This is a genomic window from Pseudomonas sp. MWU12-2319 (genome assembly GCF_023242525.1).
Classification (GTDB): Bacteria; Pseudomonadota; Gammaproteobacteria; order Pseudomonadales; family Pseudomonadaceae; genus Aquipseudomonas; species Aquipseudomonas gingeri_D.
The window spans coordinates 282,019-306,570 of sequence record NZ_JALJES010000006.1; the positions used below are offsets into that span (position 1 = coordinate 282,019).

A 24,552-nucleotide genomic window follows, 5' to 3' on the forward strand; every position below is an offset into this window, starting at 1 on the left:
GATACCCCCCTCAGGCTTGCGGCGTCACGAACTGGGTGTTGATGACGGCTTCGACCAGCGTTACGCCGTTGGGCGTCAGGCTGACCAGATCACCATCGATACTGACGAGAGCCTTGTCGACCAGGGTTTTGAGCGTGCCGCCGATAATCGGATTGTCGTAAAAGCTTCTGCCTTCAAAACGCTGTTTGAAGACCTGGTCATTCACTGGAATCAGCGTGGAAAGTGCCATTTTGAAAGCATTCACTTCGCGCTGGAGCGGTGAGAACCCCCGGCTTTCATCAATCGGCAGGCGGCCTTCATCAAGTGCCTGCTTGTACTTGTTGTAGCCGGTGATATTGATGGCTTCGGAGCCCGTGCATTTCGAGCTGCCACCGAGACCGATCGCCACTTCCGGGTACTGTTTATCGAGATCGGTGATAAGCCCCTTCCATTTCTCCGGTTGTCGATGGTTCTGGTGGAAGTACATGGTCGGGTGTTCGCGATAACCGGACGACAGGTGCTGCTCCACCAGCTCGCGCATCTGATACTGCTTGCCAAGACCCGGGAAGCTCATGTCGTTGACACTGATCAGCCCTTTTCTCTGCCAGTGGCTTTCTTTCTCTCCCGACACGCCGGTACGGGTTTTCATGAACTCTTCCATGTGCAGCTTGCTGATGACCACATGGGAAAGCTCGAGCTCGAGGGACTTCTCCATGTCGTATTTGACGTCATCCACGCTTTGGCCGAGCATGCCGTAGATAAGGTCGACGCTGACCCAGTCCAGGCCGATTTCACGGGCGTGATGGATGGTTTCCACGCACTCGTCAGCGGAGTGCATGCGACCGCAGGCCGAGATGATGCGGTCATTGAAGGATTGGGTGCCGAAGCTGATTTTGCTGAACCCCAGCTCCTTCAACAGCGACAGGTAGGGTTTGTTCAGGGTGCCCGGTTCGCCCTCAAAGCGCAGGGTGGCGGCCGAGAAGTTGAAATGGCTCCGGTAGAACGCCATCAGACGACGCAGTTCCTGCTCAGGCAGCAGTGACGGCGTACCGCCAAAAATGTTGAATTCGCCCACTTCTGCCTGAGCCAGACCGGGGACTTTCTGGAGCCACATCGTGGCCTCTTTGATGTTGTAATCCACCAGATCCCGGAACACCTGCTGCGACGAGGCGGCCTTGGGGTTCAGGATAACCGTCGGATACTGGCAAAAATGGCAACGGTAGCGGCAGGTGGGAATATAGGCCCAGAGGTGGATCTGCCTGGCCTGCTTGATATCGCGATCCATGTCGGCAAAAAAAGAGGACAGCGGATAGTCGGGGATATCGCCAGGGAAAACATGGCAGCCGAACGGGTCGTTGAACACGTACTCCAGAAAGGCGCTGTTATCGGGGCGCGAGAGAAAGTCGTAGACCCGCGGCGTTGGATAGTTCGGGTCGATATCGTTCAGTGAGCCCAGCGCTTCGCCATTCATCAGAATACCCCTCCGTTCGCAAAGTAGTTATGGGCTTCACCGGACTCGCGGTCTTCGGCGAAGTAGTAGACAAAGCGCTCGAAGTCTTCCGGTTTGACCCCATCGAAGCAGGCCGGCAATGGCGGCGGGAAACCGATGTCCTCGCCGACGGCACGGCGCAGGGCACTGAAAATTTCCTCGCGGAACTCGAAATAGAGGCGATAGGACGGGGTCTTGTAGGCGTGAATCGGTTTGAAATCGATGACCCGCGAGCCCTGTTTGATTTCATCGATACGCTGATACATACGATCGGCCACCGGCTCGCTGAAAAACTCACGTACCGCCGGGCTTTCCAGCAGAATCCGCGGGTTGAGCAGCGCCGGCAGCACGATGTTTTTGGGCACATAGTCCTTGATCGAGTAGTCCCAGGCCTGTTGCGACTGCACAGGCGTGGTGTCCCGCAGCGTTGGGGTTTGCTCTTCGACGTCGGGGCGTACGTCCTTCATGATGATGATTCCATCCTGCCCATAGGCGTTGCCGGTAATCACCTCATCCAGAATGGTATCCACACGACGGCTGTTGATCTCGATACGGGAATCGTGGGCGTAGACCGGCTTGCCGCCCCAGGCGATCACCCGGATCCCGAAATCCCAGTCATCGGAGAGGTGTTCGACAAAGCGGCCCTTGTCCAACTGGTAGAAAATCTCGATGCCGCCCACTTTGTCGTAGAGACCCCGCTCGACGGCAAACCCCTTGCCGTCCGGAAAACCGCCAAACAGTGAAAATGACATCTCGCGGCAGCGCAGGGTCTTCTGGATCTCGTTGAGCAGGTTCGGCCGATGGCGAAAGGACGCTTCGTTGTAATAGTAATTACAGGTGCCCAGATCGCCGTTCTCCTCGAGCATTTTTTCAATCAGCGCGTGCAGCCAGTAAGGGTCCACGGTGCAGTCCGCATCGGCGGAAGCAATGTAGTGTTTATTCTTGACTCCCAGGCGGATGTCGCGCTGTTTTGAGCGCAAGGAGGCATAGTCCATGCCGCGTTTTCTGGCAGATGAAACACCTTGGGTGGTCTCCTGGATAACGTGAATATCCAAGGTCGGGTTTTCAGCCTTGAAGGCGTTGATTTTTTTTACCGAGTTATCCGTGGAGTTGTTATCCACGATGATCAGTTCATAGGTGGCGTGGGTAATCAGGCCACCCCGTGTTTTCTGATTGAGTAAAGAATCCAGCACACTATCGATGCGATCACTTTCGTTATAAACCGGCAGCACAACCGAGACAAAGACGGCCTCACGCATATTTCCTCCAGAAGGACTCAAGTCCAGCATGCCAATGACGTTATTGGAGAGCACCTGCTGACCGATGGTGAAATTTTTATGAGCCATTTCAGCCATCAGCGTCTTGTTATTCAGCAACTGATAGACATCGTCAATAAAGTCATCATCAGGCAGGCCATCCTGATCTTCCGAGATCGACATGACTGGCGCTTCAAAACCATGCTGGCCATAGACTTCCTGATAATATTCGTAGCGGCTCGTGATATAGCAGCGCCGGCTGCTGATCGCCTCCCCCACGGGATTGCCGTAGCTGTCATACCCCCAGGAAGTGAGAAAGGAAACCAGGTCGCAGGAGTAATACAAATCTTCAATGGTCGTGGACTTTTCCTTTGTCGGCATAGAGTCATGGGGCAACGAGCCGATGAACTTGATAAAGGCCTCGATCTGTAGCTCCCGGGCCAGTTTATTCAAGGCTTCAAAATAGCCAGGATGTTCATGGGGATCGCCGGCGACCGCGAGATATACTCTTCGGCGGCTACCGTTCCGAGCAAAAAGCGCGTTCAACCGATGGACCAGGTGGATATCCCTGTCCTGTCGTTTTTGCGGAATGATGCGGGTCGTGCGGGCAATCAGGACGTCGCTGTCGCGGATATCCAGGCTTTCCTTGATGTTCGTGCAGGTCCCCTGCCCGCTGAAATCATAGGTATTCTTCCTGACTTTGACGTCGACGGCGTGATCGCACCATTCCTCGAGTTTGTTCTTCAGGTGCTGATTGAGGGTCACATAGGTGATGTAGCGGGATTGAACCGGCTTGACGGCATGGGGATACGGCTCCGGACCGTATTTCATCACGGTCTTCTCACTGTTCCACATCAGGTCATGATCGCGCCAGATAACGAAATTCCCCAGGCCATGCTTTTGCCCATAGGCGTCGATGGCCAGGTACAAGGCTCGGGTGTAAATAATGTTTTCCGGCAACGTTCCGTTTTCAACGATCACATAACGGATATCCAGTGTTTCCCAAAACTGCACCATTCGATGAGCCAGTGCCTGTGACGACTCGCGAATGGCGATTAAAAGCCGTTCCTGCTCTTCTGGAGAAACCGCAGTCTTTTGACCGATCAGGACACTGTGCGAATACTCTATGAAATCACGGCTGTAATGCGGGACAGTCTCTATGTCTTCGATGCGAACCAGGGTAAACACGCCCTGATAGATATTTTTCTCGTGATCATAAGGCCTGTTGAAATTGCCTTTGTCGATCTTGATGTCATAGCCCAGGTCGAGATAGGACGTAATCTCACTCTGCTCAAGGCATTTGGCCATCTTTAATGCTTCGACCGTAATGCCCGATACCGCGACAGCATCAAATGATATAAATATGGCTCCAGCCTGCATGCTCATACCCCTCAAACCAATAGGAAGTCATTGATTACCACGCACTCGAAACGGCTAGCCTTGAATCATGCTTTATCCATTTTTTGTTTTATGAGAGGGTCATAAGTAACCTCTCGAAATTAAAATACTCGTCTGTACGAGTCGAATCAACAACTCATACAGACGAGTATTGGTTTTATTTATTCATGGCCTGGAAAAGGGGGACAAGGTATTTCCAGCATCCAGGACAACAGCGTCATCCGCGTAAAAGGCAGCCTGTTACGGGCCCCTGCTCCAGCGTGATGCGGTACTGCCGCCTTCGGTCGGCGCGCGGCTGGCGGTTGAATTGCGTGCGCCAAGGCTGGGAGCGCTATATTGGTAGTGATGGCACGGCCCTCATCAGCAGGCACAACCCCGGAAAGAGGCTAAATCGTGAACAAACAAGACACCGCCTTCTACAGTCTCCTGAATGAAATCGCCCAGGGCAAAAGTGAGATCAAGGATCCTGCCGAGGTCGATACGCTGGAACGCTTGATCAGCTTCAACTATGCGCAAGCGCTGGCCGACGTCAGCCATCCGCAACTGATCTATAGCGGTGCTCAAATGACCCCCATGGGAAGGGCTTTCCTGGCGGAATGCAAGGCAGCGGAACATCCCGTCAGGTAAAGGCACTTCCAGCCAAATCCTACCCTCCTTCGTCTCGATCCGAACCGGTGCTCACAGGCCCCGGTTTCGGACGAGCTTGCATTACAACTTTGTCATTGTTTTGTTCGTCGGCTGTTTGAGTGGCCTCGTTATTGTGAACCCACTGCCAGACAACAGGCAGCCCACTCAGACAGAGAGACAATGCCATGAAACTTCTTATGCTCGGATTCGCCGCCCTCCTCGCCACCGGTTCAGCCTTCGCCAGCACCACCGATAGTCCTACGGTGATTCATGACAAGACTGGTTTTTTCGTCCAGATGGACGTGGCGAAAGTCTTGTCCATGACCGACCTCTCGGATCAATGCGGCGTGATCCCGGCAAAGCTCGATTACCTGGATCATCAGGGTCGGGAACATGTGTTGGACTATCAGGTTCAAGGGCACTGCTCGAACGAAAACTGATGGGGAGCTTTACGAAGATGGCTGACAAGGAGCGGGGGCCACACGCAGTATCAGCTGATGATCGGGCTATACTCGCGCCACCTGCTCGCGGCTTTCTGGTCCGCTTTCGTGAATCGAATACCGAAACTGAACCAAGGTAATACCCATGAATATCCTGGTAGTGGAAGACGAACCCAAGGCGGGCAACTATTTACTCAATGGCCTGCAGGAGCAAGGCTACTCCGTCAGCCTGGCCCGCGATGGCGTTGACGGCTTGCACCAGGCCCTGGAAACGTCCTTCGACGTCATCGTGCTGGACGTGATGATGCCGAAGATGGGCGGCTGGGAAGTCCTGCGCCGCCTGCGCAAGGAGGCCGACACGCCGGTCTTGTTCCTGACCGCGCGAGATGATATCGCCGACCGTATCAAAGGCCTGGAACTGGGGGCCGACGACTACCTGATCAAGCCCTTCTCTTTCGCCGAGCTGGTCGCCCGCCTGCGCACACTGACCCGACGCGGTCCGACCCGGGAGGAAGAGCAACTGCAGATCGATGACCTGCAGATCGATGTCATCAAACGCCGCGTCATCCGCGCTGGCGTGCGAGTGACGCTGACCAACAAGGAGTTTGCCCTGCTGCACCTGTTTGCCACGCATCAGGGGCAGGTGTTATCCCGCTCACTGATCGCCTCTCGAGTCTGGGACATGAACTTTGATAGCGACACCAATGTGGTGGACGTGGCGGTGCGCCGCCTGCGCCTGAAAATAGACGATCCTTTCCAGCTCAAGCTGATCCACAGCGTGCGTGGCATTGGCTACCGCTTCGATACGCAACCATGAAGCGTCGTCATTATTCCCTGACACTGCGCCTGGCCTTGGTGTTTGCCTTGCTGGCCTTTGCCCTGCTGGCGACCATGGGGGTCGAGCTGTACCGCGAACTGGAGAGCGAGCTGATACACCGTGACGAAGCCGCCCTCGTCTTCCGCGTCAATCAGTTGCGTAACCTGCTCAATGACAGCAACACCCGGGATCTGATCAGAACCAAGCCCGCGCTGTTTCAGAACATGATGGGCAACCGCGAATCGGTACTCAGCATTGGTGCTCCAGGGGGGCCTCCGTTGCTCGTGGTCAATCCCGGGAACCTCGATATTCCCCAGTTGGTTCCGGTCGCGATGGAGCACACCCTGGAGTTGAGTGATGTCCATAAAGTAGCGGAAGTCGATGGTGCACCCTTCGCCGCGGTGTCTGCGAATATCGACTCGGGCAAGCTGCAACTGACCATCGGCCGCCTGATGACCGAACGCACCGCGGTGCTGGCCAGCTACCGTCTCAGCGTCTATATCCTCGCCAGCGTCGCGGCCATTGTCCTGGCCCTGGCCGGCTGGTTGATGGTTCACCGCGGCCTGCTGCCGCTGCGGCGCCTGGCACGCCACGCCCATGGCATCGGCATCGGCAACCTGACCGAACGACTCGACAGCCAGGGCGCGCCGAAGGAGCTGTTACCGATGATCGACTCTTTCAATACCATGCTCGAGCGCCTGGGCAAGGGTTTTGAGCAACTGGCTCACGTCTCTACGGACATGGCCCATGAACTGCGCACCCCCATCAACAACCTGCTGGGTGAAACCCAGGTCGCCATGCAGCAGAACCGCAGCGTTGAACATTACCAGCAGCTACTGGCCTCCAATGTAGAAGAGCTGGAGCGCTTGGCGCGCATGCTCGACAACATGCTTTTCCTCGCGCGCACCGACCCCAGCAGTGCCCGTCAGCAGCGCCAGGAGTTGGACGCCGCTGAAGAAGTGGAGCGCATGGCTGATTATTTCGAAGGTCTGGCGGCAGACGCCGACATCAGCATCCGCGCGGAAGGTGAAGGGGTCATCTGGGCCGAACCCGTCCTGCTGCGCCGCGCCCTGGCCAATCTGTGTGCCAATGCGATCAAGTACGGAGCACCGCATTCCGAATTGTTGATCCAGGCCATACCGTCGGACACTGGCATCCATCTGCGTGTGTGCAACCAAGGCACCACCATCCCGGCGGAGCACCTGCCGAGACTGTTCGAGCGGTTCTATCGGGTTGATCAATCGCGTGAGCGCTCGGCCCAATCCAATGGGCTTGGCCTGTCGATCGTAGCGACCATCATGCAATTGCACAGTGGTCACTACAGCGTTACCAGCGAGAGTGGCGTGACCTGTTTCGAGCTGTCCTTCCCGATGCGCGAGCAATAAATCGGTTGGATCGATCACCCGTTCATTTGCGCCAAACTCCGGCTTTCTCTCAAATCCGCGCTACGCTAAGTCAGCGGTCGCCATGATTTCTCCGGGCTTTTCCGGGAGCTGCCAGCCGTGCTTGAGATATCAGGTCATGAGCCAGATCACGCGCGTAGCCCATACTCGTACCCAGGCCCTTGCCAAGCTGTGTCTGCCGGCGTTCCTGCTGCTGAGCTATCACGCATGGGCTGCGCCACAACCGATCGACCTGTTTATCATCGACGCGCCCCCGCTGACGCTTGTCGATGACGCCAAGGGGCACGGCATCGTCGGAGATGCCGCCCTGATGGCCATTGCCAAAGCCGGCTATGTCGCTCATATACAGGCGCTGCCCTGGGCCAGGTCGCAAAAATACGTCAGTGAGAAGCAGGACCTCTTGATCGCCCCGTTGTCACGTACGCCCGAGCGCGAAGATCACTTCACCTGGATTGCGCCCATCATGAGCATGGACCGTGCTTTTTTCAGCCTTGAGCACCGGGTGAGCAGCTTCGCCGAAGCCAGGAAGATCTACCATGTGATCGGCGTGGGCCTGGGCAGTGCGCAAGAGGAAATCCTGCGTGCCCAAGGTTTCAGCGACAAGCAGATCCACCCCTTGACCATTGGGGAAAATCCCGCGCAAATGCTTTTGAAAGGCCGCATCGATGCGTGGTTCAACGGTGTCCCCGAAAGCCAGTACATCTGGCCCAAGGTCTCCAGCCGCAAGCTGCTGATGAGCCCCGTCATGAGCACGGTGGATCTCTATCTCGCCTGCTCGAAGCAATGCTCCTCCGAACAGGTCCACGACTTGCGCCAAGCGATTGAAGCGCTTCGCCGTGACGGGACGCTGGCACGGATACAAAAGGACTACCTGTCGCAGTGAGTCGCGAAGGGGGACCCCTTTTGTACGTGCCATCCTCCCTGCCGTTTACGGCGTTCACTCAACGCCTGGCGCCTTGCCCTTGCGATACGCCATCGAGTCATCGATTCTCTTGAGTATGTAGTCCCCCGCCGCCACTGGCGGATACAGGCTCTGCGCCGAATCGATCCCCAGCTCACAGGGATCGACCAGGGCGCCATAGGTCGGATCATAGAAGGTGGCAATGGAGTAACGCTCATGACCTGAGCGGTTGATCACCCGATGCAAGGTCGAGCGAAAGCGATTGTTGGACCAGCGCGCCAGCAGGTCGCCGACGTTCACCACCAGGCTGCCCGGGATCGGCGTCGCATCGATCCAGCTGTTGGAGCCCAGCTCACGGACCTGCAAGCCGCCGCTGTTGTCCTGATACAGCAAGGTGATGCAACCGTAGTCGGTGTGGGGCGCCACCCCGAATTGATCGGCATCGGCCTGGGCCGGTTGCGGCGGGTAATAGACCATCTGGGTGCGTTGCAAAGGCTTGGTGTATTTGTCGATGAAGAAATGCTCGTCAATCCCCAACCCCACCGCCACCACCCTCAACAGATCCGCCCCGGCCTTGCCGATTTCCTGATAGTACTCGGCCAGGACCTCGCGCAACGACGGCATAAATGCCGGCCACTGGTTCGGGCCGCGCAGCGCCTCACCGGCGAGCACGCTGGGATCGTCTTCAGCCAACTCGAGCCCGATACTGAAAAACTCCTTGTGATCGGGTTTGCTGGCTTCGTACATGGTAGCCCCGCCCAGCGCGTGCCAGCCACGATGGCGCTTGTTGACGGCCGCCTCGCGCTTGACCTCGGTCGGATAGGCAAAGAACTCCGCGGCAGCCGACATCGCCCTGTCGATCACCGGCTGCGGTACACCGTGATTGATGATGTAGAAGAAGCCGGTATCGCAGCAGGCAGTCCGGATGGCATCGGCGGCTCGACGAATACTCGCCTGGTCACCTTCGCGAACACCGGACATATCAATCAGGGGAAGACGGATGCTGGAAGACATATGCACTCCTGGGGGCGTGGTTGAGAGGACATGACGCACTTATTGCTCAGCTGTATATACAGCTATAAGCATTTACCGTGCCGTCCCTCTCGCCCGACACCCCTTCACCGCACGCCAAAGCGCCTACCCACTGTTCAATACCGCCGGTGGGGTGGATTTCCCCGTGACCATTGATTTCCATACGCCCCAACAGTGTGCGATGAGCACGTATCAGGTGCGGCTTTCGGTTACACCCCCTGAGGCAGCAAGGCCAGGCTGTGCCGGGCGATGACCGCGTTTTCGTCAGTGGCAATGACCCATGCCGATACTTTGCTCTGCGCCTGGGAAAGGCAGGCAGACACGGCCTGATCGGGCTTCTCACTGCCGGTGTTTTTTCGAACTACGCCTAACCAAGCGCACCCCTCAAGAATCCCATCGCGCACCTCATGCGCGTGTTCTCCGATGCCACCGGTGAACACCAGCGCGTCAACGCCACCGAGCACCGCGGCCAGCGCGCCGATTTCCTTGACGACGCGGCGTACAAACAACGCTATGGCCTGTTTGGCGGCGTCCGAACGGCTGGCCATCAGCGTGCGCATATCGCTGGCCTCGCCGCCAGAGACACCCAGCAAGCCGCACTCGTGATACAGCAGGTGTTCGACTGCCTGCACGCTCATGCCGCGCTCACGCAGCAGGTACAGCACGATCCCGGGATCCAGGCTTCCCGGTCGACTGCCCATGAGCAATCCGTCCAGCGTGGAGAAGCCCATGGTGGTCGCGCGGCTGATCCGGTCATGCAGCGCACATAAACTGGCGCCGTTGCCGAGGTGGGCGACGATCGTCCGCCCTTGTGCCGCATCGCGGTCGTAATCGGGCAAAACACCGGCAATATACTCATAGGACAAGCCGTGGAAGCCGTAACGGCGAATGCCCGCCTCACTCAGGGCCTTGGGCAGTCCGTAAAGGGTTTCCAGTGGATCGAGGGTGTGGTGAAACGCAGTGTCGAAACAGGCCACCTGGGGCATACCGGGATACTCACGGGCTAAGTGGAGCATGGGCGCCAGGCACAACGGCTGGTGCAACGGCGCCATCGGCGTCAGCGCCTGCATCTCGCGGATCAGCGACCCATCCACCAGCGCCGCCACCTCGCGCCGCTGGCCGCCATGGACCACGCGATGGGCCGCGGCGCGGACACGCCACCGGGTATTGCTGTCGATCCAGCCCATCAGGTGGCTCAAGGTGGCAGCGTCCATGCCGTCACCGGCACTCGACCAGTGCGCCTGCGGCCCGGCCTTGAGCCGGGTGTCCTGATAACTCAGGCTGGCCTTGTGTTCGCGCACTTCGACACTGCCATGCCCCAGACAGTGGGGCGCTGACAGGCTCGCGTCATAAAGGGAAAACTTGAGCGTCGAAGAACCCGCGTTAAACACCAACAACGCGGGGCAAGGATCATCCATCGTGGTGCACTCCTGTTTTGCCGCAGCCGTTACTGGCCAGGGCCGTCCGCTCCGTTTTCGGAGGCCGGCGTCCATTGCCATTGCGCCACTTCCGGCAAGTCCTGGCCATGTTCGATCAGGTACAGGGCATGCCTTTCCCGGGAGGCCCAATAACGTGCACGCGCGGTCTCGACCTGCGGCTGCAGGCGTGGGACACGTTCAATCACATCCAGGGCCAGTTGGTAACGATCCAGCTGGTTGATCACCGTCAGGTCAAAGGGCGTCGTGGTGGCCCCCTCCTCCTTGAACCCCCGGACATGAAAACGCTCCTGCTGTCCGCGACCGTGCAAAAGCCGGTGGATCAACGATGGATAGCCGTGGAAGGCAAAGATAACCGGTATATTGCGGGGAAAAAGTTCCTCGAAAGCCCCCTCCGATAGACCGTGGGGGTGCTCGCTATCGGGTTGGATCACCATCAGGTCGACCACATTGACAACCCTGACCTTCAGATCCGCTACGTAATCGCGCAACAAGGTCACCGCCGCCAGGGTTTCCAGGGTTGGCACATCACCGGCGCAGGCCATCACCACATCCGGGACCTCATCGTCATGACTGGCCCACGCCCAGCGACCAATGCCACGCAGGCAATGGCTGATGGCCGATTCGATATCCAGCCACTGCCAGGCCGGCTGTTTGCCCGCGACAATGACATTGATGTAATTGCGACTGCGCAGGCAGTGATCTGTCACCGACAACAGGCAATTGGCATCGGGTGGCAGGTAAATACGCACCACCTCGGCTTTCTTGTTGGCCACCAGATCGATGAATCCCGGGTCCTGATGGGAAAAACCATTATGGTCTTGCTGCCAGACATGGGAAGACAGCAACAGGTTGAGCGAGGCAATGGGTTTGCGCCAGGGCACACTGGCGGCGGTTTTCAACCATTTGGCGTGCTGATTGACCATCGAACCGACAATGTGAATGAAGGCTTCGTAGCAGGAAAACAGCCCATGACGCCCGGTGAGCAGGTAACCCTCCAGCCAACCTTCGCACACATGTTCACTGAGTATTTCCATGACCCGCCCATCGGCGGCCAGATGATTGTCTCCCGGCTCCAGGTCCGCCATCCAGGTCTTGCCACTGACCTCATAGACCGCGTCGAGCCGGTTGGAAGCTGTTTCATCCGGGCCAAACAGCCGGAAGTTCGCAGACGCCAGGTTGCTTCTCATGACCTCTTTCAAAAACACGCCCAGCACACGTGTCGGTTCTGCCTGTAAGGCCCCGGGGCTTGGCAGTTTGACCGCATATTCCGAAAAACGCGGGATTTCCAGGGAGCGCAGCAGCAACCCACCGTTGGCATGGGGATTGGCGCTCATGCGCTGGTGTCCGCCCGGTGCCAGTTCGGCAATGTGGGGCAGCAAGGCGCCGCCGGCGCTGAACAGCTCCTCCGGGCGGTAACTCTTGAGCCATTCCTGAAGTTGCATCAAATGCCTGGGTTGTTGCAGGTCCGCCAGCGGTACCTGGTGGGCACGCCAGGTCCCTTCCACAGGCAAGCCGTCGACGAACTTGGGGCCGGTCCAGCCTTTGGGCGTGCGTAGTACCAGCATCGGCCAGAGCGGACGCTCCGGCACCGACTGCCTGGGCTGCCGACGCGCAGTACGCTGAATTTCGCGCAGCTCCGATAAAATGGTGTCCAGGGTTTTAGCCAGGGCCTGATGCACCGTCTCGGGATCATCGCCTTCGACAAAGTAAGGCTCATAGCCATAGCCATACATCAAGGCGCTGAGCTCTTCCTCGCTGATGCGCGAGAGCAGCGTAGGGTTGGCAATCTTGTAGCCATTGAGGTGCAAAATCGGCAGTACGGCGCCGTCACGCCGCGGGTCGAGAAACTTGTTCGAGTGCCAGCTGGCCGCCAGTGCGCCGGTTTCGGCCTCGCCATCGCCAATCACACAGGCGACGATCAGATCGGGATTATCAAAGGCCGCACCATAGGCGTGCGCCAGGGAATAGCCCAACTCCCCGCCTTCATTGATGGACCCGGGCACCTGCGCCGACACATGACTGGAGATACCATAAGGCCAGGAAAACTGTCGAAACAGCTGCAGCAATCCGTCGGCGTTTTGTTCCACCCGCGGGTTCAGTTCGGTGTAGGTCCCTTCCAGATACGCCTGCGCCATGATGGCCGGCGCGCCGTGCCCCGGGCCGGTGACAAAGAGCAGGTTCAGGTCATGGGTCTTGATCAGGTGGTTGAGGTGCACGTAGATCAGATTCAAGCCAGGACTGGTTCCCCAGTGCCCCAGTAACCGAGGTTTTACATCGGTCAGTGCCAGGGGCCTGCGCAACAGCGGATTGTCCTTGAGGTAGATCTGCCCAACGGCCAGATAGTTGGAAGCCCGCCAGTAGGCATCGAGCCCTTCCAATTGATCCTTGTTCAGAAAGTCACTCATGAAGAACTCCGATGGGTGCGAACACGAGCGTTTACTATCGGAGTCGGAGCACTTTGCTGCTTGATCTACATCAAGCCAGTTGGTTTCCCCGGCCTTTACCGAGCCATCAACTCCGGTTGCAATTGATGGGACACGCCATCGGCCTGCGCGCCCTCTTGCGTCTGCGCATACGCATTACAGGACGCGGGAGGCAGTTTGAGTGCAAGCACATTGCAGACGGGATTATCGAGAATCCCTTCCGCGGTGCTCCCGATCGTCGAACTGAGAAGATGGTGATTGGCAGAGCCAATGATCAGGAGATCATAAGTATTACGCTGGATATAGCTACGAATGACGTTGGCCGGTGCTCCCACCAGGAAATGCCGATGTTCCTTGGCGAACCCATGTTCAGTCGCCAATGCATCGAATACGTTCCTGCGGGCCTCATAACTCGGCAACTCAGCACTTGAGAGGGCTGCTGCAATGCTCTTGCAGCCTACGGAATCGCAGTGGTAGACCGTAATCAGATGCAACGACGCATGACAGGCATCCGCCAATTGCCGGGCCATGCTGATGATCTGGTCATTTTCAGTCGCGCGCGCCTCGCCCTCCAGTTCAATGTCCACTGCCACCAGGATCTTGCGCAGACGAGGGGCTGGTGCTTGCTTGATATAGAGTACCGAGGTCTGGCTGGCACACAACAGGTCCCAATCGAGCGACGACAACACCAGACGTTTTAGATGAGCTTCCTCATGCAAGTCTTTGATAATCAAGTCAGTCTTCAGGTTCTGCGCGTAGGCTGCCAGCTCAAAAGCGGATGGTTTTCCCCAAATAACCTCGTACTGCACTTCAACTCCCTTTTCACGCAACAAGACCGCTTCGCTGTTCAGCCACTGCCGATAAACATCCATCATGCCGTTGCGGGCGTTGTCCAGATTGACCGAATGGCCGTGCCCGACCACATCGAGTGCCGCTGCATGGACGAAAGCAACCAGATGCAACGCCGAATTGAGTGTCTGCGCCAATCCCCCCGCATATTCCAACGCAGGGGTGTGCACCGGTTGGGAAGGTGCAATAAGCAGTAGACGCAATGATCGGATCATGACTCACCTCGGCATTTGGCAGTCCCGCCGTTGATTGACCCATGTACGCCCGTTCTGCTCATGGTCTGTTTCCATAGTGGACCCAAAGCAGCAGGCGAATTTGATCTCCCTCAACAAGCACGCTGTTGTAGCGCGCCGTCCGCGGCAGAATCCGTCGTGTATCACCGTGTATCTCAAGCCGGTTCGATACAAGCATTTACACCCACAGGGCAATCTTGAAACAGGCCAGATACGTCTCCGCGTTCAAATAAGAGTCAGCCAGAACACCTGACCCTTCGTTTGAAAGGACACCGGAACATGAAGACAACCCTGTTGAAACACCCCGTTGATAAAAAACGCCGCCTGCTTGGCTCGTCCGTCCTCGCATTCACGCTGATGCAGTTCGGTGCGCTTGGTGTCGCCCACGCGCAAGCCAGCAACGCAGCAGCCCCGGCAACGGTGAATACTGGCGGCACCAGCGGTGCGGCCCAGTCCACCCCGTTCGGCCTGCTCAAGCATATCGATGCCGGTTTGCTGGATGTGGCCTACGCCGAAACAGGCCCGGCCGATGGTCCTGTGGTCATTCTCCTGCACGGCTGGCCCTACGACATTCACAGCTATGACGCAGTAGCACCGTTACTGGCGGCAAAGGGTTACCGGGTACTCATGCCCTACGCACGGGGCTACGGCGATACGCACTTTCTTTCCGCCAACACCGTGCGCAACGGCCAACCCGCCGCGCTGGCCAGCGATGTTATCGACTTCATGGACGCACTGAAGATCAAGCAGGCGGTGCTCGGTGGCTACGATTGGGGCGCGCGCTCGGCGGATATCGTCTCGGCACTCTGGCCGCAACGGGTCAAGGCGCTGGTCTCGGTCAGCGGTTATCTGATCGGCAACCAGGAAGCCGGCAAGACCCCATTGCCGCCCAAGGCCGAGTTGCAATGGTGGTACCAGTACTACTTCGCCACCGAACGGGGCCGTGCCGGCTACGAAAAGAACACCCACGACTTTGCCAGGCTGATCTGGCAGACGGCCTCGCCGAAATGGGCCTTCGACGACGCCACCTTCAATCGCAGCGCTGCTGCCCTGGACAACCCCGACCAGGTTGCCATTACGGTCTTCAACTACCGCTGGCGCCTGGGACTGGTCCAGGGGGAAACGAAATACGATCCTCTGGAACAGAAGTTGGCCAAGGCCCCGTCCATCGGAGTGCCGACCATCACCCTTGAGGGCGACGCCAACGGCGCACCGCATCCCGCCGCCGAGGACTATGCCAAGCGTTTCACCGGCAAATATGAGTACCGGCTTATCCAGGGCGGCATTGGCCACAACCTGCCGCAGGAAGATCCGCAGGCCTTTGCCAAGGCCATTGTCGACGCCGATCATCTTTGATAGCCATTTGAAGGGACTTCGCCCTTGGGTTTGGTGTTCAAGCCCCGTCAAAGGGTGACTAACTCCATCTGCAAATACTTCTCGAACCACTCGCCAGCGAGCCTGGCGACCTCCCCAAGGGTGCCGGCCTCTTCAAAAAGATGCGTTGCCCCCGCCACGACCTCCAGCCGCTGCTCACAGCGCAGGACATGACTGCTTTGGAAGTTCAGGCCAAATACCAAGGGGTCCTGTGCGCCGACGATCTGCAAGGTCGGTGCCTTCACCCGTGGCAGCACCACTGTTGCCAGGTCGGTCCGCCCTCCCCGACTGACCACCGCGTGCACTCTGTCCGGGCGCTCAGCCGCCGCCAACAGTGCCGCGGCGGCGCCCGTACTGGCGCCAAACAGGCCGATCCGTAACGAATGCAACTCCACATCCTGGCCGATCCAGTCGATCACCTCTACCAACCGGCTGCCCAGCAGGGTGATATCGAAACGCAACTCGCGGGTCAGGTTGTCCAGGCGTTGCTCGGTCTCCGTGAGCAGGTCGAACAGCAACGTTCCCAGTCCCTCCCTGGCAAGGGCTTGGGCAACGTGCCGATTACCCGGGCTGGTACGGCCGCTGCCACTGCCGTGAACGAAGATCACCAGCCCCTTTGCATTCATCGGCAGGAACAAGTCGGCTGACAACTCGACATCCATCAGGTCCAGCGTTCGAGATTGAGGCTCAAGCATCGGAGTGCTCCCGGTTCGTATCCAAGAGGTTCCTTTTCCGGAATAGCGGTCGTGGTCGTCCAGGTCAACAGCAGGATGCTGAGGACGTTGAGGTGGACTATCAGGGTGTTCCCCTGGTTGGATCTGCAACAATGGCGCCCTTGCAGCTTCCATGAAATGACAATCGCAATGTTGACCTGGATCAACAAAGGTACGACCTCGTGCAGCCTTCATGAGATAGCTGGGGTGGGCGCTTCAACAGATTCAGCGGATGGCTTGATTCCGGCCTGGTATCGGCTGGTTTGCTTGACCCATATCAATCACGGAAAACTTCATAGGCCAGTACCTCCCCCTCCACGCTGATGGCCACCTCATCACCCGGCCGCGGGCATAAATGGCCGGGCACGCGCGCAATCAGCGTGGTCGATAGGCCCGTACCATCCGACAGCCCCAGGTGCACACAGGCATCATGCCCGTAGTAGTCCACTTTCAGCACCCTGCCCCGCGCCTTGCCGGTCGCCCATTCCACGGCTGAGAGCCTGATCTGCTCCGGCCGCAGCAACACCTGTACCGGCCCGTCGGGCATGGCCGCCATCAGGCGCAAAGGTCCCAGGGCACACACCACGCGGGCGCCGTCGACAATCCCCGGCAACAACATTGCATCGCCAACAAAGCGCGCAAGCTCGGGACTGACCGGCATCCGGTACAACTGCTCGGGGCTCGCCACCTGTACCAGTTCACCCTTCCATAACACCGCGACTTCGCTGCCCATGGACAACGCCTCGGACTGATCGTGGGTGACCAGCAACGCAGTGGCGCCGGCCGCCGACAAGGCCTGCGCTACCGCCTGCCGGGTTTCCACCCGCAGCGCGGCATCCAGCGAGGAAAACGGCTCGTCGAGCAGGACCAGGGCCGGCGCCGGTGCCAGCGCCCGTGCCAGCGCTACCCGTTGCTGCTGTCCGCCGGACAACGAATGCGGTGAACGATTGGCAAAATCGCCGGGCAAGCCCACCAGTTCGAGCAACTCGGCGACGCGGTGGTGGGCTTTTCGCAGTTGCCGCGGCAGGCCGAAGACGATGTTTTCGGCCACCGACAGATGCGGAAACAGCGCGCCTTCCTGCGGCACATAACCGATATGACGCTTCTCCGACGGCACATAGACGCCGGGACCGCTGACCCGCTGGCCATTGATCTGAATCGTCCCCGCGTCACCGCGCTCGAAGCCACAGAGCAGCCGCAACAACGTGGTCTTGCCACTGCCGGACGGTCCAAGAATCGCCACCAGGCTGCCGGACGACACCGACAGATCGACGCCACGCAATACCGGGGTGTTGCCAAACGTCTTGCGCAGGCCGCGAATTTCTACATCAGCCATGTCGATCCCTATGATTGGAAGCTACCCAGCACCGCCGATTTGCCGAACAGCGACATCAGCAGCCAGGTGGAAAACAGTGAAATACCGACCAGCATGGCGGCATACGGCGCGGCAGCGGCAAAGGCCATCGCCGAGGTATCGACCCAGACCTGGGTGGCGAGCGTGTGGGTACCGATGGGTGACAACAACAAGGTGGCGGTCAGCTCCGTGACGATGGTGATAAACACCATCGAAGCGGCGGCACCGATACCGGGGCCGGCCAGCGGCAGAATCACCCGCCATGCCGTTTGCCACCACCGCAGGCCCAACGAGCGGGCCGTGTCTTCAAGACGGGGTTCGATCTGCACCAGCGTGGCGTGTACACCGACCAGTGCCAGCGGCAGGAACAGGATCGAATACGTCAGGACCAACAACGCCGCACTCTGGTAAAGCGGTTGGATAAAGCGGATCGAGATCGAAATCACCGCCAGGGCGATGACGATACCCGGCACGCCCTGCCCCAGATACGCAATACGCTCCAGCAAGGTGCTGATACGACTTGGAAAGCGCGCCAACAAAAAGCCCAGGGGCAACGCGAGCAAGGTGGTGAGCAGCGCCCCGGCCAGGCCAAGGCCCAAGGAGGCACAGGTCGTGCTGGTCAATTGCCCCAGCGAGAACTCGGAGGGCGTCACGGCGGCCTCGCTGTGCTGCAGCAACCAGTAGCCGATCATGCCCAGGGGAACGCCCAGGGTGGTCACGGTCAAACCGGCAAACCCGGCCCATACCAGCCATTTCGCCCGGCCCAGTTCGTAGCGGGTGGCCGATCGGCGTGTGCCACGGTCGAGCCGGTCATAACGCGTGAGGCCGCGCACCTTGAACTCCGCCACCAGGCAGATCAGGCACAGCAGTACCAGCACGCAGGCCAGCAAGGCCGCACCGGCACCGTCGAAGCTGGCACGATATTCGGCATAGATCTCGGTGGTAAAGGTCCGGAAACGCAACAGTGCGAACGCGCCAAACTCGGACAGTACGCTGAGGGCGACCAGCAGTACCCCGCCCAGCAACGCCGGTTTGAGCTGCGGCAGCACCACGCGAAAGAAGCAGCGCCACGGCCCGAGCCCGAGGGAACGGGCGGTTTCCTCCAACGCCGGGTCCATGCCCCTGAGCGCAGCGGAAACCGGCAGGTAAACCAGTGGAAAGTAGGCGGTGGTGACCACCAGCAAGGCACCGGAGAAATCCTGCAACGACAGGCTCAAGGAAACCCATGCATAGCTGGTGATAAAGGGCGGCATGGCCAGCGGCACCGCCGCGAGCACCGCCCAGACACCTCGTCCCGGAAGATAGGTGCGTTCGACGAACCAGGCCACCGCCGTACCGATCAAGGCCGAGGCGAACGTCGCCGCCAGGACAATCAATAAGGTATTGACCGCCAGCTCGCCGACAATGGGCCGGAACAGTAATTCGACCGCGTCATCGTAGCTGAAGCTCGCCGCCTGCTTCAGGGTGAAGGCCAGCGGCGCCAGCACCAGCAGCGCCACGACGACACAGACAAACAAAAGTCCGAACGGCGTACGCCGTTCGGACTTGACCGCAATGGTCGCATTGGCCATTTACAGCAGGCCGGCCTGGCGCAGCAACTTGACCGCGTGGCTATCGTCACCCAGGGTTTTCATATCCAGGGCCGGTGGCGAAAGCTTGCTGAACGGCAGCAGCACAGGGTCCGGAGCAACACCCGCGCGCAGCGGATACTCGTAGGTCACCTTGTTGCCGGCCATCAACTGTTGAGCGCCTTCGCTGGTCAGGTAGGCGACAAACTTGTTGGCGGCTTCCTGGTTGCGGGTGGTCTTCAGGACCGCGACGCCCGACACGTTGACCAGCGCCCCGACATCACCGTTGGCGAAGTGATAAAGCGCACTGTGGGTCCCTTTGTCACCGGCTTCGGTGTGCAGGCGCGCCCAGTAGTAGCTGTTGATCACCCCGACGGCAACACCACCACGGTTGACGGCAGCGGTAACGCCTTCGTCATCGTTGAAAATCTGCGAGTTGGTGCGCAGGCCCTTGAGCCACTGCAAGGTGGTGGCTTCGCCCTTCACCGCCAGCATCGCGCTGACCAGGGGCAGGAAGTCGGCATCGGCCGGCGCAATGGCCACCTTGCCTTTCCAGGCCGGCTCGGCCAGGTCGAGCAACGAGGCCGGCAATTCAGTGGCCTGGACCAGCTTGGTGTTGTAGGCCAGCACGTTTTCACGGGCCAGCACCCCGACCCAATCACCGCTCGGCGAGCTGTAACGGGCCGGGATAGTCGACAAAGTGGCGGGTTGCACGGGGGCCAACAAGCCCTTCTCTTCCAGCAACATCAGCTCGGGAGAGTTTTCGGTGAAGTACACGTCGGCGGGCGAGGCACTGCCTTCGGCCAGCAGTTGCGCCGCCAGTTCCGGACCTTCACCGGTGCGCACCTTGACCGAAATGCCGGTCTGCTTTTCGAAATCCTTGACCAGTTGATTGACGGTCTGCTCGTGTTGCGCACTGTACAGGGTCAGCGAGGCGGCCTGAGAGACGCCGCACGCCAGCATCGCGGCTGCCAGGCAGGCGAGTTGGACAGTGCGCGGCAACGTGGCGTTGAAAACCTTGAAAGACATTCGAAATACTCCCAATACAGCGATGATTACAGCCAAAGAGGCGCAGCCCGATACAGGCTGCGCCCTGCTCGACAGCCCTTAGCTGTCGAGCCCTTCGAACAACCCGGCACCGATGAACGAACCCTCGCTGGCACCCGGTGGGCAGGCGAAGATCCCACTCCCCACATGGGTGGTGAACTGGTTCATGATGTCCAGGGTGGACAGTTTCTTGTTGATCTTGATAAAGCCGCTGCGCGGGTCGCGCTGGTAAGCCACGAAGAACAACCCGGCATCGAGCATCATGCCCTGGCGCCATGGTGGCCAACGCTCGGCATAAAAACCCACCCCATCGTTGTAGGAGTAGGCACGCCGCAGAATCTGCGCACCGTCGTTTTCAGCGGCGGCGGACAGCCGCGCATGGGCATTGTCCGGAATGATCGGGTTGCCGTCCTTGTCTTGTGCTTCAAGATCCAGCGGGTCGGACTCGTGGGTCTTGCCCAGCGGCGCGCCACTGGCCTTGTCACGACCCACCACCTCTTCCTGGAAGCCCAGTTCCGTCCTGTCCCAGTGCTCCAGCGCGATACGGATACGCCGCACCACGACATAGGAGCCCGCCTTCATCCAGCCGCCTTCATCGCCGACCCAGACCACCTCGTCCATCATCTTGCTGTCGCGAGTGGACGGATTGTTGGTGCCATCCTTGAAACCCATCAGGTTTCGGGTGGTGCCGCCGCCAGCCGGGGGGCTGGTAAAACCGGACTGCATCCACTTGATCAGGGCTACGCCATCCGCCAGGGCGAGCAGTTCGCGCAACGCATGGAAGGCCACCTGCGGATCATCGGCACAGACCTGGATACTCAGGTCGCCGCCGCACTTCTCGGGTACCAGTTGGTCACCGTTGAATTTCGGCAGATCGACCAGCGCTTCCGGGCGCCGCGATGCCAGGCCATAACGGTCCTTGCCATCACTGCTGACAAACAAGCCGGGACCGAAGCCAAAGGTCACGGTCAGGCGAGACGGCCTGAGCCCCTCGGCCGAACCGCCGTCCAGTGGCGCGGCATCCTTGGGCACCGCCAGCGGCTGGGCGGTCTCGCCATGACTCATGCGGTTGGCCGCAACGGTCCAGCGCTTGAGCAACGCGATCACATCCGCCCGCGCGGTGGTTTCCAGGTCGAATGCGGCAAACAGCGAATGGGTCTGCTGTGGCGTGATGATGCCGCCCTGGTGCACGCCATAGAACGGCTCGACTGCGGCCAACGCCTGGCCGGCCTTGGGCTTTGCCAGGCTTTCGGCCGCGGCCGCGCCGCCGGTGCCGATCACTCCCGCGGCAACGGCCAGGCTGCTGGCCGCGCTCAGGAAACGACGCCGGGACAGGCCGGGAGCACTGTCGTCGTATGTACTCATTTGGCCAGGACCAGCATGTTGACGTCGTCTTCCACGTAGTAGAAGCCATCACCGGTCGGTGTCATGACCAGGCCGAACAGATCGCCGTTACCCGGTGGTGTCTGGGCCTTGTTGGCATCGATCCACTGGGCAAAGAGTTGCTTGCCGGTATCCGGGTCGATTTCCACGACCTTGCCGTTCAAGCCGTTGGTGGTCAGCAAGTGGCCATTAGGTGCGGTGGTCAGCGCCAACGGACGCAGCAACATGCCGTCCTTGGTCAACGTGCGGCCGACACCGGCGCTGGTGGTACGGGTGGTGGCATCCCAGATTTCGCTGATGCGGTTGGCCAGGGTATCGGAGACGTACAGCTTGTCGTCCTTGCCCATCGCCAGGCCGGTCGGGCCGACGAGGAACACACCTTTGTCAGCCTGGGCGCTGAAGCCACTGCCGACCACGGTCTGGTTGGTGATCACTGGTGGCTTGCCTTCCGGGATCTTCAGGTCCAGGCGCAATACCGTGGACTGAATCACCACCGGTGGCGTGCCCTTGGCGCTGCCGACACCAAAACCGGCGTTGCTGACAAACAAGGTCGCGCTGGAACCGTTGTCGATCACCGCCATATTGCCCCACGGGTCGTTGATATTCGGCCCGGACCAGACATCCACCACCTTGCCGTTCGGGTCGAGCACCACCAGGCAACCAGCGCCCTTGGTGTCGGTGGTCCCGTCATTGCTCGGGGTGCTGCCGACGATCACCCAGCCACTCTTGAGCATGGTCATCGCGGTGCTGAGGCCGACGCCGCCCGGGCACTGCGGCAGGTCATGGGGCAATTGGGCAAACAACGACAGCTGCTTGGTGCTCGGGTTGTAGTCGACAATGGTGGTGCCGACGCCCTGCAGGTTGGCGGCGTTGTTGAAGTTGTCGACCAGCACGTCATCCTTCTGGATTTTCCCGGCGGACACCGGTGCCACGGCAATGGCGTACGGGTTCTGGTCGCCATTGTCCGGGACCGTGGACGTCAGGGGCTGGTGCTTGTGGATGCCGGTCAGGAAACCCTGGGCATCATCCGCGTGCGCCGGCAGGGCGACATTGAAGGTCAATAGCGTGGCCAGGGCCACAAGGCCTTTGCCCAGACGCGGCAGGCTCGAATACGTCATGCAATACTCCTGATTTCTCGAAGTCGACAGGCCCTGTCGGGCAGGGCCGAAATCAAACAAAGCGGATCGGTGCGCTCGGGCCGGCGCAAAGCGCTCGGCCAGCGTCCGGTCTAGAGGGTGATGTTGGTGCGCAAGCCCCAGACCAGCGTGTCACCCATTCGCAGCGTCGGATCGTTCGGGTTCTGGCCCGCCCCTGGATTGAGCGTGTACTGAATGTCCGGTTGCAGTTGCAGCCACGGGGTCAACTGGTACTGATAGGTCGCTTCAAGAAAGGTCTCGCCATTGCGCACGCGGTTGCCGCTGTCGAGATCCAGACCCGCGGCGCCACTGCCGACCTTGACGTAACCCAGCGCCAGGCTGACCGTATCGGCATCGCGGCCTTCGAAAGGCGCGGCCAGGGTCACGCCGGCGTTGGCACTGAAGCTGATCAGGTTGCGATCGCCCGGCGCCCCCATCAGGCGGGTGAACACGCCCACCGAACGCATGCTGTCCGGGGCCTGGCGCCAGATCATCTGGTCGGCCACGGCGTAGACGCTGTAGTTGCCCGAATGCTCGGTGGCGGTGCCGTTGCTGTTCGGATCGGCGAGCGACAAGCCGTCGGTGCCGTAGCGCTGGTCGGCGAAGTTCTGCGTGTTGTACCAGGCGCCGAGTTTGTAGAGACCCGGCAGACCGGGGTTGGCGGTCTCCGTCTGACCCAGAGAGGCCGGGTTGACGGCGTACTGCAACTCGGAGATGTACAGCGCGCCGGTGTGCAGGTCGAAGTTGGTGCCGTGGGCGTTCTGCCGTTGCGGGTCACCGTCGTTGGTGCCCGCCGGGTTACCGTCATAGACGCCCGCGAGGACGGTGATCGCATCGGTCGGATGCACCCGCACACGGATACCCAGGGCCGACAACGGATAGGCCGGGCCACCGGCCGGCATGTCGTAGGACGGCACCGCCGGCCAGCCGAACATGGTGTTGACGAGGGTACTGGCGTACTGGCTGACCATGAACTCCTGGTCGATGCTCTGCTGGCCGACGCGCAAATCCAGGGTCTCGTCGAGGAATTTCTGCTGGTACCAGGCTTCCCACAGACGGGTGCCGGTGTCCGCTTCGATACCGCTGGCGGTCTGCAGGGTGCCCAGCTTGTCGGCGCTGAGATTTTTCCCGTGGACGCTTATGGCGCTGATGTTCAGGGTACCGCCGGCCAGGCCGAACATCTTGAGGGTGTCGAGCTTCAGGGTCATGGTGGTGAGACCGTCGTAGTCCCCACCGCGATTCAAGCCGCCCTTGGCATTGTTCAGGTATTCGCTGGTTTCCGTCAGGCCCAGGGTCACGCCATAGGCCGCGAGGCTCGAGCGCAGCCCGCCGATATCGCCGAGCATGTTCTGGCGCGTCCAGAAACCGGTCCACTGACCGGCTGGCGCGGCCTTGATCGCCAGATCCGCTTCAGGCAGGTCCGCAGGGTTGACGTCATCTGTCGCCATGGACGGATTGGCCGTCGGCACTGCTTGCGCCGCGTTGGCGGGAGCGACCCACAGCCAGGCGACAGAGCAAGCCAGGGCGGTCGACAGAACAACACGCTGGGTGGATCGGTGGTACGACATTGCGCGCATCGATGACTCCATAAGGACTTGATCCTCACACCGCGGCAACAGGCTCGGGCCACGGGAAAGGATCAAAATGAGAATCGAAATGAGAACCGGTCTCGAATTGCGCGCATCTTAGGC

Annotated in this window: 19 protein-coding genes; 6 read left to right on the forward strand and 13 right to left on the reverse strand. The window is 59.7% G+C overall.

The features are described from left to right. Positions 1 to 10: 10 nt before the first annotated feature. Complete coding sequence (locus M5C01_RS12740) at positions 11 to 1,450, reverse strand: radical SAM protein (RefSeq protein ID WP_152739069.1); 1,440 nt, start codon at positions 1,448 to 1,450, stop codon at positions 11 to 13. Further along, positions 1,450 to 4,104, reverse strand: coding sequence for a glycosyltransferase (locus M5C01_RS12745; RefSeq protein ID WP_152739072.1), 2,655 nt, complete (start codon positions 4,102 to 4,104; stop codon positions 1,450 to 1,452). Before M5C01_RS12745 ends, M5C01_RS12740 begins: the two co-directional genes overlap by 1 nt. A gap of 411 nt (positions 4,105 to 4,515) precedes the next feature. Between M5C01_RS12745 and M5C01_RS12750 the strand changes: the two genes are divergently transcribed. From M5C01_RS12750 to M5C01_RS12770, 5 genes are all read left to right on the forward strand, one after another. Beyond that, positions 4,516 to 4,749 carry a hypothetical protein gene (locus M5C01_RS12750; RefSeq protein ID WP_152739075.1) on the forward strand — a complete coding sequence of 78 codons (234 nt, stop codon included), beginning with the start codon at positions 4,516 to 4,518 and terminating at the stop codon, positions 4,747 to 4,749. A 185-nt stretch (positions 4,750 to 4,934) separates the two neighbouring features. Further along, positions 4,935 to 5,189 carry a DUF2790 domain-containing protein gene (locus tag M5C01_RS12755; protein ID WP_103497434.1) on the forward strand — a complete coding sequence of 85 codons (255 nt, stop codon included), beginning with the start codon at positions 4,935 to 4,937 and terminating at the stop codon, positions 5,187 to 5,189. A 145-nt stretch (positions 5,190 to 5,334) separates the two neighbouring features. Continuing rightward, the gene (locus tag M5C01_RS12760; RefSeq protein WP_152739077.1) at positions 5,335 to 6,006 is read left to right on the forward strand and encodes a heavy metal response regulator transcription factor; all 672 of its coding nucleotides are present in this window, start codon (positions 5,335 to 5,337) and stop codon (positions 6,004 to 6,006) included. After that, a complete protein-coding gene (locus M5C01_RS12765; protein ID WP_152739080.1) occupies positions 6,003 to 7,391 on the forward strand; it encodes a heavy metal sensor histidine kinase in 1,389 nt (462 codons plus the stop codon). The genes M5C01_RS12760 and M5C01_RS12765 overlap by 4 nt, the downstream gene beginning before the upstream one ends. Before the next feature lie 136 nt (positions 7,392 to 7,527). After that, positions 7,528 to 8,292, forward strand: coding sequence for an ABC transporter substrate-binding protein (locus M5C01_RS12770; RefSeq protein ID WP_152739083.1), 765 nt, complete (start codon positions 7,528 to 7,530; stop codon positions 8,290 to 8,292). Between the two features lie 54 nt (positions 8,293 to 8,346). Here M5C01_RS12770 and M5C01_RS12775 read toward each other — a convergent pair whose 3' ends face one another. From M5C01_RS12775 to M5C01_RS12790, 4 genes are all read right to left on the reverse strand, one after another. After that, a complete protein-coding gene (locus tag M5C01_RS12775; RefSeq protein WP_152739086.1) occupies positions 8,347 to 9,324 on the reverse strand; it encodes a 2-oxoglutarate and iron-dependent oxygenase domain-containing protein in 978 nt (325 codons plus the stop codon). 227 nt (positions 9,325 to 9,551) lie between these two features. Beyond that, complete coding sequence (locus tag M5C01_RS12780; RefSeq protein WP_152739089.1) at positions 9,552 to 10,760, reverse strand: acetate/propionate family kinase; 1,209 nt, start codon at positions 10,758 to 10,760, stop codon at positions 9,552 to 9,554. A gap of 29 nt (positions 10,761 to 10,789) precedes the next feature. Beyond that, complete coding sequence (locus tag M5C01_RS12785; RefSeq protein ID WP_152739092.1) at positions 10,790 to 13,186, reverse strand: phosphoketolase family protein; 2,397 nt, start codon at positions 13,184 to 13,186, stop codon at positions 10,790 to 10,792. 95 nt (positions 13,187 to 13,281) lie between these two features. Further along, on the reverse strand, positions 13,282 to 14,268 hold the full coding sequence (locus M5C01_RS12790; protein ID WP_152739096.1) for a universal stress protein: 987 nt from the start codon (positions 14,266 to 14,268) through the stop codon (positions 13,282 to 13,284). Positions 14,269 to 14,565: 297 nt separating this feature from the next. Between M5C01_RS12790 and M5C01_RS12795 the strand changes: the two genes are divergently transcribed. Continuing rightward, a complete protein-coding gene (locus M5C01_RS12795) occupies positions 14,566 to 15,642 on the forward strand; it encodes an alpha/beta hydrolase (RefSeq protein ID WP_152739099.1) in 1,077 nt (358 codons plus the stop codon). Positions 15,643 to 15,689: 47 nt separating this feature from the next. On the opposite strand, the gene M5C01_RS12800 is transcribed toward M5C01_RS12795, so the two are convergent. The 7 genes from M5C01_RS12800 to M5C01_RS12830 form a co-directional block, all read right to left on the reverse strand. Then, positions 15,690 to 16,355, reverse strand: coding sequence for an alpha/beta family hydrolase (locus tag M5C01_RS12800; protein ID WP_103497443.1), 666 nt, complete (start codon positions 16,353 to 16,355; stop codon positions 15,690 to 15,692). A gap of 295 nt (positions 16,356 to 16,650) precedes the next feature. Continuing rightward, positions 16,651 to 17,709, reverse strand: a complete 1,059-nt coding sequence (locus M5C01_RS12805; protein ID WP_152739102.1) for an ABC transporter ATP-binding protein — start codon at positions 17,707 to 17,709, stop codon at positions 16,651 to 16,653. An 8-nt stretch (positions 17,710 to 17,717) separates the two neighbouring features. Next, positions 17,718 to 19,298 carry an iron ABC transporter permease gene (locus M5C01_RS12810; protein WP_152739105.1) on the reverse strand — a complete coding sequence of 527 codons (1,581 nt, stop codon included), beginning with the start codon at positions 19,296 to 19,298 and terminating at the stop codon, positions 17,718 to 17,720. Beyond that, on the reverse strand, positions 19,299 to 20,324 hold the full coding sequence (locus tag M5C01_RS12815) for an iron ABC transporter substrate-binding protein (RefSeq protein ID WP_103497446.1): 1,026 nt from the start codon (positions 20,322 to 20,324) through the stop codon (positions 19,299 to 19,301). Between the two features lie 78 nt (positions 20,325 to 20,402). Beyond that, on the reverse strand, positions 20,403 to 21,707 hold the full coding sequence (gene efeB, locus M5C01_RS12820; protein WP_152739108.1) for an iron uptake transporter deferrochelatase/peroxidase subunit: 1,305 nt from the start codon (positions 21,705 to 21,707) through the stop codon (positions 20,403 to 20,405). Then, complete coding sequence (locus tag M5C01_RS12825; protein WP_152739111.1) at positions 21,704 to 22,843, reverse strand: hypothetical protein; 1,140 nt, start codon at positions 22,841 to 22,843, stop codon at positions 21,704 to 21,706. Before M5C01_RS12825 ends, efeB begins: the two co-directional genes overlap by 4 nt. A 110-nt stretch (positions 22,844 to 22,953) precedes the next feature. Next, positions 22,954 to 24,438 carry a carbohydrate porin gene (locus M5C01_RS12830; RefSeq protein WP_218171191.1) on the reverse strand — a complete coding sequence of 495 codons (1,485 nt, stop codon included), beginning with the start codon at positions 24,436 to 24,438 and terminating at the stop codon, positions 22,954 to 22,956. Between the last annotated feature and the right edge of the window lie 114 nt (positions 24,439 to 24,552).